Raw genomic sequence first — 18,252 nt, forward strand, 5'->3', positions numbered from 1 at the left:
ACCCGTTCGATACCGGGCTTCAGTGTCCCGAAAGCAACTGTTGGAAGGATGCAATTACTGCAGGAACGTACGCAACTAAATGCGCTCCTTGCTGTCTTTCGGATGTGCCATTTTGCCCGCGTTTGCGGCCGCCCATTCATGCATGACCTGCAACAAAGGGATCAGGCTTTGCCCCAATGATGTCAGACTGTACTCCACATGTGGAGGGATAGTCCGAAAGTCCTTGCGGGACACAAAGCCAGCATCCTGCAGCTCAACAAGTTGTCGGGTAAGCGTGCGGTGGGTGATGCTACCGAGGTTGCGCTGAAGCTGATTGAACCGTGAGGTTTCCTGCGCCAGCCAATAGATGATCAAGAGTTTCCACTTACCCGAGATCGCCTCGATCAGTGGCTCAATCAGACAGTTTTCATCTGGTTCGAGCGTTCCCATAGCGGTATCCTATGTGACCGTACTTGTCGTTTTGATCTTGTATTTTTAACTACGCCTCAGGCTTACGGAACGCAACGAGGAAGAAGATGACCCAGAAGAAAGTTGTGATTGTCGGCGGTGGATATGTTGGCTTTGAGGTCGCCAAAGCACTGGATGGATACGCTGATGTCACGCTGATCGAGCAACGCGAAGCCTTTGTGCAGCCGCCAGCGACCATTCGTGCACTTTTGCAGCCCGAATTGTTGGATCAGATCATTCTGCCCTATGATCGTTTACTGATGCGCGGACGCGTCATTCGCGGTCGGGCCTCAAGGGTTACACAATCCGAAATTACGTTAGAAGACGGAACCATCTATCCCGCCGATTACATCGTCCTGGCAACAGGTTCGTCCTATGCTGCGCCTTTCAAACCTGAAGGCAACAGCATTAAGGATTTTCGCGAGGCGAGTGCTGAGGTTAGTTTGCAATTGGCGTCAGCAAAGTCGGTTGTCATCATCGGAGCAGGTGCGGTCGGCACCGAGTTGGCAGGGGAAATCGCCGCAGCTCAACCCGACAAGGACATAACATTGGTTTCTTCAGATAACACTTTGTTTCCAATGTACCCGGCAAAGTTGGGCGCGCAGTTGAAACGCAAGCTGGAACGCGCAGGCGTGAACATCGTTCTGGGCCAAAGAGCGGAAAACTTGCTACGCTTGGACAGACCCTATGCCGGGTCGGTCAAATTGACCGATGGCCGGGTGATTAGTGCTGATCTGGTGTTTCCTGTGATCGGATCCCGGCCAAATACGGCTTTGGCGCAAACGCTTTCCGGGGTCGCCACGGCACCTTCTGGCCGGATACAAACCGACAAATGGTTACGTCCTTCCAAGCACCCGAACGTCTTCATCGCAGGGGACATTGCCGATATCGGTGACGGTATGACCATTGTGGCAATATCCCGACAGAATCCGTGGCTAATCAAAACCTTGAAACAAGCACTGAAAGGCCAGGCGATCGAGGATCTAAAGCCATATGTGCCATGGAAAAAAGCCCCGATCTTACTGCCCCTTGGTCCCAAAATCGGGAACAGCTGGCTATTTGCGACTGTTGGCGATTGGGTCACGCGCCAACTGAAGGGAAAAGACCTTTTTATTTCGAAGTATCGCAAGGCGTTCGGGCGATAGGATGGGCTGAATGCCCCACAATTCACCTCCCGACAAGAGACTGCCAGGACATAAACTGATGACACGTGTCGACCTTCCGAAATTTCCAACGAGCCACGGGTATATGAGTGAGCGCGTTCAGCAGGCATATATCACAGCTGCGATCGAAAATGGACTGCTGCCCGCTGACGCCCACCGCATGGCAGAGGTTGTTTCGCTAACTGCACCGGGCGACACCTCAAAGCCGATTCAGTTCTGGCAGCTATTCTCTGTCTTGGGACAAGATGCAATTGTTGGCGTAGTCACCAGATTCTATGAACGCGTGTTTGCCGATGAGCCTTGGTTCACATCCGTCTTCGTAAGGGTTGGGGGATTGCACCACCATGTTGCGACCCAGGCATCCATGTGGATCGATGTCATGGGGGGTGGCCCCTATTACCACGGCGCTGAGTTTCGGTTGAACTTTCATCACGAGCATAACGCTATTGCTCTGATGAATGACAAGGGGGCAGAACGCTGGGCCAACCTGATGAGACAGACGTTGGATGCCTCTGCGGACCTGCTCACAGATGATCCACGCGTGCGGATTAGCCTCAACACGTTCCTGTCATACTTCATGACAAAATACGCCGAAGAATTCGCTTTCCAGGATCGGCACATTTTTGGTGAAACGAACGGACAGCTAAAGCGCCGGATAAACTTCCTGAGAATGACGACCGCAGCAATCGAAAACTTGAGCACGCAAGAGCTAAGCGACGCGCTGGCTGAGCACGGTGTGGACGTGTCCCTGTATCCGGACAAACAGGCGCTTGTTGAAAAAGCGTTGATGATGTGACGCCTGCAATCCAAGCCAGACACCGTATCACCCAGCCGAAACAGCTGGCAGCATAACAATCACTTATGTTGAAGCTGCCAGACCGGTTCCGATGATTGTCCCTTGTGCCGTGCAGAAACCGCGCCGCTTGGCAAGAGCCGCTATTTAGCTTGGCTTGAAATTTGATCCGGAAGAAAACATGCGCTCCGAACCAAACAGGCTACAGGTCAGGTCATTTTCTTTAGTATCCACGCACAGGGTTCACGATATTGACCAATCTCTCGCCGCGTATCCAGCGATCCAGGTTCTGAATAAACAGCTCAAAAGAAGCCTGTTCCCATTCGGCATAAACCGATGAGCAATGCGGTGAGATGACCACGTTCTCAAGAGCCCAGAGCGGGCTTGTTTCGGGAAGAGGCTCGGTTTCGAACACGTCCAGTACCGCCGCCGCCACATGACCTGCACTCAGTGCTACGTGAAGGGCAGCTTGATCCACTACACCGCCGCGTGAAACATCCGCGAGGATGACGCCTTGCTTCATCGCCGCAATCTCTCGCGCACCGATCAAGCCACGTGTCGCTGGAATTAGTGGGGTCGAGACTGCAATGAAATCCGCAAATGGCAGAAGGTCATGCAGTTCATCCGCTGCGTGCACCTCATCGACATTTTTCATCGGCTTGGGGCGGGCACGGGTTCCCAAGACTTTCATTCCAAAGGCCTTGGCGCGCGCCGCCACCGCCTGACCGGTATGACCCAGCCCGATGATCAGGAGTGTTTTGCCCGCCAACGGCCTGACCGTACGCGCGTTCCAGTGCCGCGCAGCCTTGTCTTTCTGCAGACCAGGCACATCCAGGGTAAAATGCAAAAACCCGCCAAAGATATATTCCGCCATCATCCCAGCGGCCACACCCGCAGCATTGGTCACGATAGTCCTTTGAGGGTCCCACTGGCCGTAATGATCAGTACCCGCCCCACCATTGGCAATCCAACTTGGGCCTTGCGGGCCAAACAGCGCGTCGCGCGGATAGCCAGGCGTGCCCGCGAAACGAACCGAATAGACGACCTCGGGCTTATAGCTGTCGATCAGCGTAGGAAGACCCTCATAGCTGTTGCATTCACGATAATCTGCTTTTGGGAATGCGGCGCACAAGCTTTCGGCAAGCGGTGCCGTGTCGCTGTTGTGCAGAATGATACGCGGGGTGTCAGACATGGTTTTCCTCCACGGGAGCACGGACATGCTGTTCCATTTCACTAAATTTGGTCTCAGGCCGCATCAACCGCCCTGGCATCTTTCGCGGTGCCGCGAGTGCCAAAGGCACAATCCACAGTGACTCGCCCTGCCATCACACCTGTTGCAGCGGCTACCATGCGAACCGTGTCGATCAGCAGCGCTACGCCCAAGTTGAGAGCACCTCGCAGCATGTCCTGGCATGCGAGCGAGAGCTCAGCGACCCGATCGAAACTCATAGCCGCTCTCTTTCCAAAAGCTGACCGAACCCCGGCAAGGATTCGCCGATTCCAGCAAGCTGCATCGCTCGAAAAGCCATTGCTTGATTAGACGTGATTACTGGTTTGCCCACTGCTTGCTCTAAATGGGCGATGATCTCGACGCTGCGCATATCAGTGCAGGACAGCACAATCGCATCGGCCTCGGGATGGTTGGCGGCAAGGCCCAGATCGAACACCGCCTGCGGGTCCAGTTCGCCCTGTCCGTAGTTGTCCAAATCACTGTCCACCTCTGAGCGGATCAAGGTTTCAACACCCATTTGTGCTAAAAATCCGACGGCCATGTCATTGATCGCAGGCACATAGGGCGAGGCAAAGCCGATACGCCCCACCCCCAGTGTGGTCAGCGCATGTACCAAAGCGCCTGCTGCTGTCACAGTTTGGGCGCCACTCGTGGCTTTGATCCGTTCAGCAAGCCCTCGGTCAAATACCGGGCCGTGCGTAAGCGTAGCCGAAGTACAGCCATAAAGGATCACATCCGGACGTACACCCTGCAACAGATGCAGCGACTCGTCCAAATCCGCTGCGCCCAGCCCGTGCATCTGGTCTGCATCGGGGACCTTGTCCTGATCATAGCCCCCCATACGGGCGAAATGCATCGACACGCCATCGGGGCGCAACAGTGTCATGTCGGGTTCGAGATTTGTATTGGTGAAAGGCACCAGAACACCAAATCGGGCACGCCCACGAGAATTCGTCATGATAATCCCTCCTTTACCAGGCGCTCCAGAAGGCTCGCTGCAATTTCGATTTGATCCGCGAAACTGATGGTTACACGTAGGCAATCGGCAAGCCCAGCTCCGGCTTGCGGGCGCAAAAACACGCCCTCTGCGCGAAGGGCATGATCGGCGTGGTGCGCCGCTTCAGGGCTTTCCAAATGGATCAGGACGAAATTGGTAAAACTTTCAGGCACGTTTAGCCCGGCCTGAAGCAGCCGTTGGCGCAATCCGTCGCGCAATCTCGCCGTTTCCCGACAGGTTTCGCGCATGTAGCCTTGATCCAAGAGCGCAGCTTTTGCAGCCGCCTGGCCGGCTATCGTGATGTTGTTGGGGTTCATCACCTTGCGAAGCTCTCGGGCGATTTCAAGTGGAAACAAGCCCCAACCTACGCGCATCCCGGCCAGACCATACGCCTTAGAGAAGGTACGCAGAACCACCGTATCGCCGCGTTCGACCAGATCGAACACGGGCTCTCTTATATGATCTGTGAACTCGGCATATGCTTCGTCGACCACCAGTAGGGTATCGCGCGGCAAGCCTTCGCGCAGACGTACCAGTTCGGCGCGCGGGATGCGGGTGCCAGTAGGATTGCCGGGATTGGCAACGAAGACGATACGGGTGTCGTCCCGGATAGCTGCAAGCAACGCATCGACTGAAACGCGCTTGTCTTCTTCCGGGGCGTCGTCATAGCGCGCTCGTGCTATCTGCGCGGCAGTTCGGAAAAACGGGTAGGCATGCGCCGGGGCCAGCACCGAATTGTGCTCATCCGCAAACGCTTGTGTGATGCATGAGATCAGCTCCATCGAGCCACAGCCACACAGGATGCCATCGGCAGGGATACCATGGAGCCTCGACAACGCTGCGCGAAGCTCCCCCCAGTCTGGGTCGGGGTAGAGATTTCCGGCTTCCAGCGCTTTTGCAGCCGCGTCAATCGCGAGGGGACTGGGAGGGCGTAGGCTTTCATTTTGAGAGAGCGAAATCAGGGGCTTCCCCTTCGGTGCATCAAGCTGAGCCAGCGCATAAGGTGACATCGCGGATATATGCCCAACCGAACGGATCATGGTTTGTACCCATAGATATCGCGCGCAGCCTCTTGACTGATCAGGCCTTCGTCGAGATCGCATCGAACGTCGTTCCAACTACGCTCATGCGGATCTCCAAAACCGCCACCACCCGGTGTTTCGAAAAGCAAGGTTTCTCCTGCCTTCACCCGAACCTCTCCTTTTCCAGGCAGATCTGGTCCGTCATGGCCGATGCGGATGCGCCCCGGTGCGCCAGGACCTCCTCCCTGACGCCCGCGCGCAGGGTTTAAGACACGCTCGACCGAAAGAAACACCATGAATTCTTCGTCCTGCGACGAGCGTACTTCAATATGTTGACCTAAGCCGCCGCGTGTTCGCCCGGGTCCGCCGCTGTCCGGAATGAGCTCGCGCCGTGTGATCAGGACAGGCGCGACCGCTTCGGTCGTTTCCACCTGACTTCCCCAGACACCCGACGGAAAGGCGGTAGCCGAGAGCCCATCCAGATCAGGCCGCGCCCCGGTTCCACCGCTGAATACAAGCTCCAGCGCAAACTGCTCATCCCCGCGAGACACCGCCTCGGGTGTATGGCGCAGCGGCAGGTCATACATGCATGATGCCCCCTCGGCCGGAACGGAATCCGGCAGCGCCTGCGACAGGCAGCCATAGACCAAATCGGGTGTCATCTGCCCCAGTGTATGGCGCATGGCGACCGGTGCGGGTGCCTGGGCGTTCAGAATACAGTTCTTTGGCCCCGTAACGTGGAATGGCTCAAGCGAGCCCGCATTGTTGGGAATGTCCGGCCCGATAATACAGCGAAGGGCAAACACCGAATATGCGGTGGCATAATTGAGCGGCACGTTGATACCCTTTTTTGACAGGCCGGAAGTGCCGCTGAAATCCAGATTAACGTAATCTTCACCGATGGTCAGGGTCGCATGAAGATCAATCTCCTGCTCATACCCGTCTACCTTCAGCACAGTGTGCCACGTCCCCTCGGGAAGCTGGGCAATGGCCTCAACGGTGCCACGATATGAAGTGTCGATGATGTAGTCGGCCAGCTCGTCCAGATGGTCGATACCGAACTCATCCATCATGCCGGCAAGTCGCGCGGCACCAGTCTCGCAACACGCGATCAGCGCATAGATATCGCCTTCATTGGCGACGGGTTCGCGAGAGTTGGCTTTGACTATCTCCATCAGAAGTGTGTTTAGATTGCCCGTATCCACTAGCTTACAAGGAGGAATGAGCAGCCCCTCGTCAAAGATGTCAGCGCCCTCTGGCCCCATTCCCAGCCCGCCCAGATCGACTAAATGCGAGGTGCAGGAGGTAAACCCGACCACCTGATCCCGAAAAAACACCGGCATCATCAACAGGAAATCGTTCAGGTGCCCAGAGGCTATCCATGGATCATTCGTTAAGTAAATGTCGCCGGGCCTCATATCCTGAAGCTGGAAGCGGCTGCGCAGTGTTTTGACTGCTTCAGCCATGGTATTGATATGACCGGGCGTGCCGGTCACGGCCTGGGCCAGCATTCGGCCCTGTAGATCGAATATGCCAGCGGAAATGTCACCGCATTCGCGCACGATGGGGCTGAAAGCTGCGCGTATCAGCGCCTGACCTTGTTCCTCTACCACGGCCAATAGCCGATTCCACATGACCTGCAGGCGAGTATTCGACGTGCTCATCGGTTGCCCTCCCGTTTGCGCATGAGCCAAATGTTACTGCCGCCATCCAAATGGGCTGAGAAATCTGCGCTGACGAATGTCGTGGTCTGCGGCTCGATAATCAGGGCAGGCCCGCTCACTTGGTCGCCGGGCCTGAGCGCTGCGCGCTCGTGGATCTCCGCCTCGCGCCACTCACCGGTGACATCACACAGGATGCGCCGCTGCCCATCTGGCCGCGCAGGATTTTTCTCAAGCGTCTCAGGGTAATGCTCCAGCGCGGGTGGCTCTGATGTTACCTCCAGCGCCCAATTCAGAACCTCGATAATCATGCCTGGCACTGCGCGGCTGAATTGGCGGCTGTATTCCTCCTCGAACGTCTTGCGAAGTGCAGGAATGTCCGCCTCTTTCAAGGCCCGGTCAGGTAGCGTGATTTCAATCTCGTGCCCTTGCCCGTGATAGCGCATGAAAGCCTGCCTTTGCCGGGTTAGTTGCCCTTCTGGTGCGCCAGCCCTCACAACGGCCTCAGCCTCACTGATCATTGCGTCGAAGAAGGCATTAAGCCCCTCAAGGTCGAGCGCCTCAAGGGTGCAATAGCGCGAGCGGATGATTTCAAACGAGACCGGAGCAAATAGGAACCCCACCGCCGAACCTACCCCTGGATCACGCGGGACCAGAATGCGATCGACTTGTGCACGCCGCGCCACCCTTGTGGCGTGCAGGGGGCCATTGCCACCAAAAGCGATCATCAACCGAGCGCCCAGATCCTTGCCAGATTCCACCGCATGCATCCGCCCTGCGGCAGCCATGTTCTCATCCACGATCTCGCTGACCCCATGGGCGACCTGTGCGCTGTTTAGCTCCAGCGCCTGCCCGATCCCCGACGCAAGCGCAGTTTCAGCCGCGTCCGTATCGATCCCAAGCCGTCCCTCAGCAAATCGCCCGGGTTCAATCAGCCCCTGCACCACATCGGCATCTGTTACCGTCGGATTGGTTCCACCCTTGGCAAAGGCGGCGGGTCCGGGCTCGGATCCCGCACTTTCGGGCCCGACCTGCAAGCGGCCTAACCGATCCACATGCGCGATCGAACCGCCACCTGCTCCAATCTCGATCATTTCGATCACCGGAATACGTACAGGCATACCCGAACCCTTGATGAAACGCGCCGCACGCGCGATTTCGAATTTTCGGGCTGTCTGCGGGCGATATTGGTCGATCAGGCACAGCTTGGCAGTCGTACCGCCCATGTCGAAACTCAGCACTTCGCGCTCGCCGGTCTCGGCGGCGATGCGCGCAGCCAGAATGGCGCCCCCTGCAGGACCGGATTCTACAAGTCGTATCGGCAGGCGCGCGGCGGTTTGCGTCGTGGTCATGCCCCCACCCGCAGTCATCATCAGGATCGGGCATTGCAACCCCTCATCGCTAAACCGCGCTTGGAAATCGGCCAGGTAGCTTTCCATCTGAGGCTGGATATAAGCGTTGGCTATGGTAGTTGAGAGCCGGTCGAACTCGCGCGCCTCGGGGCTGACCTCGTGCGATAGCGAAATCGTTAGATCGGGTAGCGCCGCCTGCAGAAGTTCTCGCAGCCGCAACTCATGTGTCGGGTTGGCATAGGCATGCATAAGGCAAATGGCCACGGCCTCAGCGCCGCAAGCAGAAAGCTCTTCAGCCAGTTGGGAAACAGCCCCATCATCGAACGGCTGCAACTCCTGCCCGCGCGCGTCCATTCGGCCTTTAATCGTAAAAGCGCGCGCACGCGGCAGGATCAGATCAGGCTTAACAAGATTGATCTCATATTGGTTGTAGCGGCGCTCATAGGCGATCTCGAGAATGTCACGAAACCCTTCGCTCGTCACAGTCGCCACAACTGCCCCGCGGCGCTCGATCAACGCATTGGTGGCCAGTGTCGTGCCATGGATAAAGCCGCTGATCTGAGGCCAGTCCGCCCCGGATTTGACCAACACGTATTTAGCACCCGCAAGCGCCCCAAGTGTCGGGTTTTTCGGGGTGGTCGGTGTTTTGGCAGTGGCAAGGATATGACCTTGCCCATGGACCAAAACCGTATCGGTAAATGTACCGCCAATATCAACGGCAAGGCGCAACCCGTTCTTGTTGTGCATCTAGAAAAACCAGAAAATCAGGAGAGGCAGAAGAGATGAGGACGCCCGGTCCAGCAAAAGCCAAATCGGTTCATTACCAGCGTTAGTTTAGACGACCAGATCACAGCCGGTTTCCCGGCGTCCCAGTTTTGCAATCATGATTTGCGCCATGTTTGGCCGCTCTTGCTCTTTTCCATGCCCAAAACGCTGCCCGAGCACAGGACTTGCTGTCAACAAAAATGTGGACATGTCCCGCAAGCATGCGGGTGCGTCAGCCAAATTCGAACCAGCCTCAGCTAGACCAATAGGGCTATCCTTTAAGAAACGCGAAGATCGCGCGATCTGGATGAACGACCGTGCCCGTCAATTTGAATACACCCCCGTTGACCAGCGATCTTTCCTAAATGATGTGGTTCTAGACAAAGGAATGAACGGCAGCGAACTTCTGCCGATTTCGCATGCGCTTGAAACGTAGCATCGTGCGTTCACGCCGTCGGAAAGGAAGATGTGAATTCTCGACGCGGTTTTTGAACCACCTGCCGGTCTGCTGTTTTTCATTGGCGCCCAGCTCTCTGAGCACGGCTCTGTATGAGGTGAAGCGGTCCGTGACGACGTTTTCCGCTTTATCGTATCGCTTCGTCAATTTCCTGAGGAATCCCAGTGCTGCAGCTTTGTTTCGACGTTTGTTGACAACTGCTTCCAACACTTCGCCCTCATGATCCACGGCCCGCCAGAGGTAGTGCCTCTTGCCATTCACCTTCACAAGTACCTCATCCACGTACCACTTCCGTTTGGAGAATGCGCTCAGCTGTTGAACACGCTTTCTTCGGCTCTCGGAAGCAAACACCGGACCAAACCTGTTCCACCAATACCGGACAGTTTCGTGGCTCACGTCGATGCCTCGCTCATGCAACAGATCTTCGACATTTCGAAGCGAGAGCGGGAAACAGATGTACAGCATCACCGCAAGGCGGAAGATCTCGGGGCTGGACTAAAACACTTGAAAGAGGCAGGTCTGGTCATGGGCAAAAGCTACGCAACACCCCTGCCCGCCTCAAGCCAAGTTCTTCTGACAAGACCCGGGCTAGTATGTGACCTCAGCCTCCGCCTTCGGCAACATCAGGCTGACCTTTCCTTCGCTGAAGTTACTAAACGACAGATCCCAGCTCGTCCCTGGCCATACCAGTTGCAATTGCTTTGTTGCTGGTCGGTAGACAGCAGTATAGAGCGTTCCGAACCCCGAGCTGAATGCCGTGGAATAGAGAGGCGGACGCAGGAAAGCGTCGATAAACCGCTTTTCGCTTTCGGGGTGCTGGTTGAGACGGTTCAGCAGGAACCGTTCCCGCTCGAGCGTTGCGGTAAAGCGTGCATGTTTCGACCATTCCACCTGGCCCTGGTGGTTGGTCGCCACCGGCACGTCAGAGATTTGCGGATGCCGGTCGGGGGCCAGAAACACCGTGCCATGATTGTACTTTGCGTCCAAAACGGTGACGTTATAGCTCATGTGGCAGGGAATACGACTTAGGCATTCAACCGCTTCAGCGGTTGTTTCGCAGGTTTGCAGAACATAGCGCAGGATCAGTGGAACGCCGAACCCATCACCCACCTCGCGCCGTCCGCCAAACGTCAGCGACACCGTCAGACCGGTATCGTTTATCCCGTCGAGCAGGCCAAGTACGCCATCACTCATCCCGATCACGCCACGCTCACCCCAGCGGGTTCTAAGCAAGGCGGCATCGAAGGTCTTGGGGTGGTAATCATAGTTTCGCACCAGAATAGGTGTCTTGCCGCGCCAGACCGCCTGACTGCACCCCGACAGGTATTTCGGCGGGCAGTAAAAGCTGAGAAACCGCGCTTGGCTGTCGCTGCCGCCGACCAGTTCAACCACCTCTTCATACAGCGGCATGATCTCGGGCATATGCCGTTCCAGCGCGCGCAGACATTCGCGATAAGTGGGGCGGGCCGAATACCCCTCTTGCGCCCACCATTTGCGGTAGGCGGGCCAGTATTCGGCAAACAGCCCGGCCAGCTTAGGACCGGGCTGCGCCTCGTCGATGGAACGAAAAACAAGCGTCATAGGACTTTCTACATGATTTTGAACGCGGGGTCTTCCATCGGTTGCGCCGCGGGCAGAGGTTCAGCCGTATAAGCCGAAGTGATCCCGTGGATCCACTTTTTCGACTTGTCAGTCAGTTTGAAACCTTTGGTCATCGACCGCCCGCGCGTCACCAGAATGCCCAGATCAGCCCCTTCATAGCGGTAATCGCCAACATTCGAGATGCGCAGGAAAAACGCCTCATTTTCGCCCACGGCGCGGCGGTGATAGTCGAACCGGTCAAACACCACACGCCCGTCTTCCAGCATCTTGTAGATCCCCGATTGCGGGGCCTGCGTGATGCGGTCGACACTATCATCGGTATGTTTGATCACCATCTGTGACCAACTGTCGATCATGTCCGGGTCAGCCCAGCGGGCATTCAGTTCCTCGACATCCAGTTCGAACGGTTTCTTCGAAAACTCCAGCAGGTGGAACAGGAACAGTGGCGCATCGGCATGAGCAAAGGCTGCGTGGTTGGTCATCGAACTGGCGCCGGTGATGCGGGGGTTCAATTCGCCTAACCAAAGCTCATCGGTTTTCTTGTCGATCAGGAAGTCAAGCTCGAAATACCCGCGATAACCGGATTTGCGCAGTTCTTCTCCGAACTGGAAGGTCAACTGCCGCGCCTGTTCGCGGGCCTTGGGTGGGAAGGCGGTCGAGAAAATCTCATTCCCGCACCAGCCGCCGCGATAGGGGGTGAGGTCCTTGAAGCCCACAAGCTCGGTCATCAGCGGGCCGACGATGGTGCCTTCGGACGTCGCGCAGGCCTCGATCGCCGCACCACGACAATCGATCCGTTTCATGATCTTGATCTCGCCTTCCCCGACGATCTCGTGCTCATGCTTTTTGAAATCGGTCTCGGACTTGATGAAAAAAGTCGTGTGGCCACTGTCGCCAAAGGCCGATTGCAGCACCAGATCGTGGCCCAGACCCGCCTTGTCGCAGATTTTCCGCAGGTGATCGTAGCTTTTGACCACACTCAGGGTGTTTGGCACCGAAGGTACACCCGCTTTATTGCCGATGCGAACTGTTTCGATCTTGTTGTCGCATTTGGTGCGCAGCTTTGCCTTAGGAAACCATAGCTGGCCACCCAACTCCTTAACCAGCGCCTCGGTGGTTTCGTCAAACATCAAGAAGACAAACTTGGGCTTGCCGCCGCGCCGTTTGATCAGATCAATGACCTCTTTGTGCTGCAACAGATAGTTATTGATGTCTTCGATCGACTGGAATTCGTCATGCGGCATCTCGGAAGGGACGAACACGTTCGGATGTCGACCGTCAAAGCAATCCATGTAGCAGATATAGGTAAAGTTCATCACCCATTCATCCAGCCCCAACAAGTTGAAATTGGTCGCCGATACAAAGTAGATCGGGTCCTTGTTGGTATGAAAATACCGGCGGATTTCCGAGATGTTTTTCAGCACCTTCTTTGGCATATGGTCCTCCCAGTCCCTTATGATTTCTTGATTGTTTTCAAAGCGTCTTCGGTAAATATGCGCAGGCCCAGATCGGCGCGGAATCCATGGATTTCCGAGACGTCCAGTTCCTGCATGAATTTTAGGATTTCGGGGCTGATCACCTGCCCCGGCACCAGTATCGGAAAGCCCGGCGGATAAGGGATCACGAAGGTGGCTGAGACCATTTCTTCCCCGGCCTCCAGCCGGTCCAGCATCTCCTTGTCCGGCTCCACATAATCGCAATTGTCTTCGTCGTAAGACAGGAAGAACGCGGTACGGATGTCCCCCGCCTCGGTACCTTTTTCGCAGCGGAAAGCATCATGGAACCGGCTGAAATCCGGCAGCGGCGGGACGTGTTCGCTCAGGTTCCTGACGCGCTTCTCAAAGGCCCGTTTTTCCATCTTGGACGCATCGTCCATCAGATCGTCGAGTTCCTTGGCGATCTCGACCAGCACTTCGATCAGATAGGCGACCGAACTGCGCGTGGTACCGATATTGGTCATGAACAGCACGGTGTTGCGCGAGGTTTTGTTGATCTGGATGCCGTATTTGTCCATCAGGATCTTGGTCTTGAAGGTATCGCCATCCCAGCCGGTCGCGCCCACATGGAGCGTGATACGCGTGGCATCCAGAACGAACTCATCCTTTGCCCAGCAATCCCAGACATCGGCCCAACCCTGATCCGGGTCGAAATAGCTGGTCATGCCGCTTTCGCGATATTGCTCGGGGATCATGTCGCCTGCGGTGACCAGCCGGAAGTATTTCTTGAGCAATGGGTGCGTCGTCACCGCCCGGCGGATTGCCATGGCGCTTTCGACCTGCCGCTGGACGAACTCATACCCTTCGATCTCGACCTGCCTGCGGCCCACGTCCAGCGATGCAATGATCTGGTAGTTGGGCGAGGTCGAGGTATGGGTCATGTAAGCCTCGTGAAAGGCTTCTTCGACAGCGCCTTTGAACTGCTGGTCATTGACGTGGATCATCGAGCCCTGCCGTAGCGCGGTCAGCGTTTTATGCGTTGATTGCGTGGCATAGACCCTTACCCTTGCGTCCGGTGGTGCGATCAGGCGCGTATCGAGCCACGCGTCATCTCCCTTGCCCTCCAGTTCCTTTTGCTGTGCCGCATAGGCCTCGGCGTGTTCGGTGGTGCGGAACTCTTCTCGCAGAATATTGGCCGAACGCATCGCGGTGCGTACGCGGGTATTGGGCGCAAAGCGGGCGTAACCAAACCACGCCTCATCCCACAGGAACACAAGGTCTTTCTTGATCGCCAGACATTCCTGCATCACCCGCTGGACGTTATAGACGATGCCGTCAAAGGTGCAGTTGGTCAGCAGCACCATGCGCACCCGGTCCAGTTTGCCTTCAGCGCGCAGGGCCAGCAGTTTATGTTTGATTTCACGGATCGGTACCGCGCCGTACATTGAGTAATCGTGCAGCGGATAGCTGTCCATGTAGACCACGCTCGCCCCCGCCAGCACCATACCGTAATGGTGTGATTTATGGCAGTCACGGTCGACCAGCACGATGTCACCGGGCCGGACCAGCGCCTGCACCACGATCTTGTTGCAGGTCGATGTTCCGTTGGTGGCAAAGAAGGTCTGTTTAGATCCAAAGGCGCGAGCGGCGGCTTCTTGCGCCTCCTTTATCGGACCTTTGGGTTCCAGCAGCGAATCCAGCCCACCCGAGGTGGCAGAAGTTTCAGCCATGAAGATGTTCGATCCGTAGAACGCCCCCATGTCCTGAATCCAATGGCTGCGGCTGATGGATTTACCCCGGCTAATTGGCATTGCGTGAAACACGCCTGTGGGCTGTTTGGAGTATTCCTTGAGCGCTGTGAAGAACGGCGTCTTGTACCTTCTTTGCACCCCCCGCAGGATGTTCAGGTGCAGTTCCAGAAAGTCTTCCTGATTGTAGAACACCCGCCGGCACAGGCCGAGATCAAGACCGGCGATATCTTCTGCCGAGCGGTCGGTGATCAAATAGGCATCCAACTCGGGACGAAGCATGCCGATCCGGCGGCAGGTTTCTGGTCCGTATTCCGAGGGCGACAGCGCATCTAGATCGGCGCCCTCGCCATAAAGGCTGATATAGCGGCCCAAAACATTGGTTTCGTTCTTGGATTTCAGGCTCAGGCCCGGGCGGACGATCACAGCCTGAACGTTCTGGTTGAACAGAACCCCGATCAACGCGTCCTCGACACTAGGAACCACGACGGTTTCATATATGAACTGGTCTTCGCTGCGGCGCATCCGTTGCAGGCTGGATTGCAGGAACCGTTCTTGATGTTCGTTGACATTATCGACGATCATCACTTCGAAGTAAGGCCGACCCAGTGCACGGGCCTCGTGGCTTTGGGCCGCTTCGTCCTCGAACTCATCGCCTTCGGTTTCATCCGCGATCAGGGGGATCGAGCGGCGACGATACGCCCCCGATGTAAGCGCACGCGACACCCGGCGCACGGCGGTTGAAAAATCGCCAAAGTTGCCATGATCCAACAACCGGCGCAGATAATCGAATGCAGAACCGCCCGGAAACGCAAAATACACTTCGATCGGGGCCAGCGCCTGCAACAATTGCCGTGCCCGGTCCCGATCTTTTTCGCTACCGCCCTGATCCAGAGATTCGGCCGTTTCCCGCAGCGCGCTCCATCGGTCTGCTCTCAGCTGTGAGGCGCTGTAGTAGTCCGAGATAGTGTGGAGCTTTTCGCTATCGGAAATGCCGTGCATGAAATTTTTCCTTTCTGCCGATACCAAAAAGTTGGGCTGGTATCAGTCTGTGCCGGAGCGCCCTTTGTAGAGATACAGATTGTCGGGCTTGGTCGCGGCGTCTTCGTTATATCCCAGCGCCGTTCTGGGGTCGGATGCAGCGACACCTGCAACGTCGCCTTTTTGCGGAATACGCAGTGGGCCCAGCGTATGCAGATAAGCATCCGCCCCGCTGGTACGGTCATAAACCGGGAAGTCCGCCTTGCGGTCACGGAAACTCTTGAGAACCTGCCCCAGACCTTTCAGTCCAACCTCGCGCTGGCGGCGCACCTGATCGAGATCGATCTCGATGGGGAAGATATCTTCTTGCCCTGCTGACTGGTGCAACACAGTGGCCGAAGGATCAACGACCAGCGAGCGGCCAACGCCCCCAGCGGCCAGCCCGTTCACATCGAACACATAGCATTGGAACTGCGCGGCGGTCGCCTTGGCAATCGATAGCTCGGCCTCGCGGTCGGTTGTGCCGGTCAGGACCGGATGCAAAAGAACCTCAACCCCCTGAGAAGTCAGGTGCCGAGTTGTTTCGGGAAACCAGATATCATAGCAGATCGACAGGCCAAACCGGCCCACTTCCGGCACGTCGAATATGCAGAACTCGGTGCCTGAGGCGATGTTTTGTTCATAAGGCTTGAACGGGAACATCTTGGAGTATTTAGAAACGATCTCACCATCCGGGTTGATCACCACGGAAGTGTTACAAATCCGCCCATCCTCGCGTTTCTCGAACATCGAGCCAGGGATCAGCCAGATCCCGTAACGCCGCGCCGCGTCCTGAAAGCGCGACAGGTCGTCATTGGGAAAGGGTTGGGCAAACCGGTCGAGCGGACCATGAGGCGCCAGCTCGCTGAACAAGGCCATCTGGGTCCAGGGGAACCGAGCCATCATGATGTCGATCCGATGCAACATAGCGTCGACATTCGACTGCAGCGCGCCGACATGCATCTGGATTCCGGTTATTGCAAAGGGGGTCATATTTCGTTTCTTCTCATTTTCTCGCCGATTGCGACCGCCGCTATGATCCGGCGCTCTTCATCGGAACACAAAATCGTGTATTCACGCAAGCCTGCTGTCCTCAGGCGAATTGTTTTGGAAGATTCCGGCGTCATTGAGCCTCTTCCTCGGCTGCATCCTCTGTCAGTGTTTCCACAAAGTCGATATCGTTGCGGACCCAGAAGAACCGAAAGCCACAACTGCGCAGCCATTTTTCAAGGCGGTCCAGGCTGGACCATTCCCGCCGAAGACCGCGGGTGGATTCGACCAACGCCCATTGGCCATCGACCAGAAAATACACCGTCCAGGTGTTGGGATGCGTCGAGTGGTTGGCAAAGCCGCCGCTGACCACCTCGCGCGCCGTGCGCACGGCGACAGGGTAATCTCCGATGCGGTTTTCAGCCGCAAGAATCGCCAGATCGTTTTGACGGATAGTGAATGTTGGGAACGGTGCGACGCTCATGCAGCCTCGGTCTGTACGGCGTCGAGCAGCGCCTTGCGCCGTTCACTGATCTCCGCCGGTTTGAGGTTTTCGATACGGGTCGCAAGCGTCCAGACATGGCCGAAGGGATCGGCGATTGTAGAGCAGCGTTCACCCCAATAGGTATCGGTCGCCTCGGCAATCAGGCGGGCGCCATTTTCCAGCGCGGTCGCGAGGGTCGCGTCAGTGTCTTCGACATACATGTGATGTCCAACCGGTGTGACCGTGCCCGAAACGGCGGGACCATGCGCACCCCAACCGGCGGTGACAAACAGCATCGAATTGCCGATCTTGATGGTGGCAAATCCCGGAGCCTCTTCCACATCGCAGGCCTGAACCTTCGCACCAAAGGCGCTTTCGTAGAACTGCAGCGCTGCGGGTACGTCACCAACGGCAAGCGACGCGGTGCAGGTACGATAGCCACGGGGCAGAGTGGCAGGCTTCTTCATCATTCCGGTCCTCTCCGAATTGGGCGACGGTCGCCCTAAGTGACATGCAGGAATTTCCCGCACTATGCATCATACTGTGGCTCATTCCGGCGGGGCCTGCAACACTATGATGCATAGTGCTTATTTTTCACTCCAAATGCTCAGAAAGTTGGCGGTGTGCAGGCGCTGATGATCCGGCAGACTACGGGGCCGACCTTCCGGAACCGTTGCAGCGTGCGACTGTTGAAGTAATAGGCATCGACCGGCCCCAGAACCTTGCGTTGATCGCCCACCGTAACCTCGACCCGGCCCGAGATCACGACGCCGCCCTCTTCCACCTCATGGCCATACATCACCCGCCCTGTGTCGGCGCCAAAATCATAGGTCTCCTGTAAGATCATCATCGCGCGCGCATGCAGGTTTGATCCCACCTGCCACAGCGACAGCCCGCCCTTGCCGTTCTTGGTCAGTTCTTCAGCAGCGTAGAACACTGTCTGCTCACTTTCGATCTCGAACGAGAAAAAGTCCGACATGCTGATCGGGTGGCGCTGTCAGACGAATTCGAACCAGTCTCAGTTAGCCGCGGAAACCGCGAACCTATCCGGAACAAAGTTGACGCCACTCGCTAAGAGCGGCGG

Annotated in this window: 17 protein-coding genes and 1 pseudogene; 2 read left to right on the forward strand and 16 right to left on the reverse strand. The window is 56.6% G+C overall.

Going from position 1 to position 18,252, the window contains the following annotated elements; genetic code table 11:
• Positions 1-75: 75 nt before the first annotated feature.
• Positions 76-429, reverse strand: a complete 354-nt coding sequence (locus ACR0MQ_RS13265) for a winged helix-turn-helix transcriptional regulator (protein ID WP_170775420.1) — start codon at positions 427-429, stop codon at positions 76-78.
• 41 nt (positions 430-470) lie between these two features.
• Here ACR0MQ_RS13265 and ACR0MQ_RS13270 point away from each other — a divergent pair, with 41 nt between their 5' ends.
• Entirely contained in the window at positions 471-1,592 is a 1,122-nt protein-coding gene (locus ACR0MQ_RS13270) for an NAD(P)/FAD-dependent oxidoreductase (protein WP_480608706.1), read from the forward strand.
• A 58-nt stretch (positions 1,593-1,650) separates the two neighbouring features.
• On the forward strand, positions 1,651-2,406 hold the full coding sequence (locus ACR0MQ_RS13275) for a globin domain-containing protein (protein WP_480608682.1): 756 nt from the start codon (positions 1,651-1,653) through the stop codon (positions 2,404-2,406).
• Between the two features lie 220 nt (positions 2,407-2,626).
• Here ACR0MQ_RS13275 and ACR0MQ_RS13280 read toward each other — a convergent pair whose 3' ends face one another.
• The 15 genes and pseudogenes from ACR0MQ_RS13280 to ACR0MQ_RS13350 form a co-directional block, all read right to left on the reverse strand.
• On the reverse strand, positions 2,627-3,595 hold the full coding sequence (locus tag ACR0MQ_RS13280; protein WP_480608684.1) for a D-2-hydroxyacid dehydrogenase: 969 nt from the start codon (positions 3,593-3,595) through the stop codon (positions 2,627-2,629).
• A 53-nt stretch (positions 3,596-3,648) separates the two neighbouring features.
• A complete protein-coding gene (locus ACR0MQ_RS13285; protein WP_480608686.1) occupies positions 3,649-3,852 on the reverse strand; it encodes a hypothetical protein in 204 nt (67 codons plus the stop codon).
• A complete protein-coding gene (locus tag ACR0MQ_RS13290; protein ID WP_480608688.1) occupies positions 3,849-4,592 on the reverse strand; it encodes a maleate cis-trans isomerase family protein in 744 nt (247 codons plus the stop codon). Before ACR0MQ_RS13290 ends, ACR0MQ_RS13285 begins: the two co-directional genes overlap by 4 nt.
• Positions 4,589-5,671, reverse strand: coding sequence for a pyridoxal phosphate-dependent aminotransferase (locus ACR0MQ_RS13295; RefSeq protein ID WP_480608690.1), 1,083 nt, complete (start codon positions 5,669-5,671; stop codon positions 4,589-4,591). Before ACR0MQ_RS13295 ends, ACR0MQ_RS13290 begins: the two co-directional genes overlap by 4 nt.
• Positions 5,668-7,317, reverse strand: a complete 1,650-nt coding sequence (locus ACR0MQ_RS13300) for a hydantoinase B/oxoprolinase family protein (RefSeq protein ID WP_170775432.1) — start codon at positions 7,315-7,317, stop codon at positions 5,668-5,670. The genes ACR0MQ_RS13295 and ACR0MQ_RS13300 overlap by 4 nt, the downstream gene beginning before the upstream one ends.
• A complete protein-coding gene (locus tag ACR0MQ_RS13305) occupies positions 7,314-9,413 on the reverse strand; it encodes a hydantoinase/oxoprolinase family protein (RefSeq protein WP_480608693.1) in 2,100 nt (699 codons plus the stop codon). Before ACR0MQ_RS13305 ends, ACR0MQ_RS13300 begins: the two co-directional genes overlap by 4 nt.
• A gap of 397 nt (positions 9,414-9,810) precedes the next feature.
• Positions 9,811-10,415 (reverse strand): annotated as a pseudogene (locus ACR0MQ_RS13310) (IS6 family transposase); the annotation flags it as partial.
• 61 nt (positions 10,416-10,476) lie between these two features.
• Positions 10,477-11,469 carry a C45 family autoproteolytic acyltransferase/hydrolase gene (locus ACR0MQ_RS13315; RefSeq protein WP_170775436.1) on the reverse strand — a complete coding sequence of 331 codons (993 nt, stop codon included), beginning with the start codon at positions 11,467-11,469 and terminating at the stop codon, positions 10,477-10,479.
• 8 nt (positions 11,470-11,477) lie between these two features.
• Entirely contained in the window at positions 11,478-12,926 is a 1,449-nt protein-coding gene (locus ACR0MQ_RS13320) for a biotin carboxylase (protein WP_480608695.1), read from the reverse strand.
• Between the two features lie 17 nt (positions 12,927-12,943).
• Entirely contained in the window at positions 12,944-15,676 is a 2,733-nt protein-coding gene (locus ACR0MQ_RS13325; protein ID WP_170775440.1) for an aminotransferase class I/II-fold pyridoxal phosphate-dependent enzyme, read from the reverse strand.
• A 42-nt stretch (positions 15,677-15,718) separates the two neighbouring features.
• Complete coding sequence (locus ACR0MQ_RS13330; protein ID WP_480608698.1) at positions 15,719-16,687, reverse strand: carbon-nitrogen hydrolase family protein; 969 nt, start codon at positions 16,685-16,687, stop codon at positions 15,719-15,721.
• Positions 16,684-16,821, reverse strand: a complete 138-nt coding sequence (locus tag ACR0MQ_RS13335) for a hypothetical protein (protein WP_170776847.1) — start codon at positions 16,819-16,821, stop codon at positions 16,684-16,686. Before ACR0MQ_RS13335 ends, ACR0MQ_RS13330 begins: the two co-directional genes overlap by 4 nt.
• Entirely contained in the window at positions 16,818-17,168 is a 351-nt protein-coding gene (locus ACR0MQ_RS13340; protein ID WP_170775444.1) for a hypothetical protein, read from the reverse strand. The genes ACR0MQ_RS13335 and ACR0MQ_RS13340 overlap by 4 nt, the downstream gene beginning before the upstream one ends.
• Positions 17,165-17,638: a VOC family protein gene (locus ACR0MQ_RS13345; protein WP_480608701.1), complete on the reverse strand. Its 474-nt coding sequence runs from the start codon at positions 17,636-17,638 to the stop codon at positions 17,165-17,167. Before ACR0MQ_RS13345 ends, ACR0MQ_RS13340 begins: the two co-directional genes overlap by 4 nt.
• A 137-nt stretch (positions 17,639-17,775) precedes the next feature.
• Positions 17,776-18,147 carry a cupin domain-containing protein gene (locus ACR0MQ_RS13350; protein WP_170775446.1) on the reverse strand — a complete coding sequence of 124 codons (372 nt, stop codon included), beginning with the start codon at positions 18,145-18,147 and terminating at the stop codon, positions 17,776-17,778.
• Positions 18,148-18,252 lie beyond the last annotated feature (105 nt).

This window comes from Ruegeria sp. AN6 (assembly GCF_056540425.1).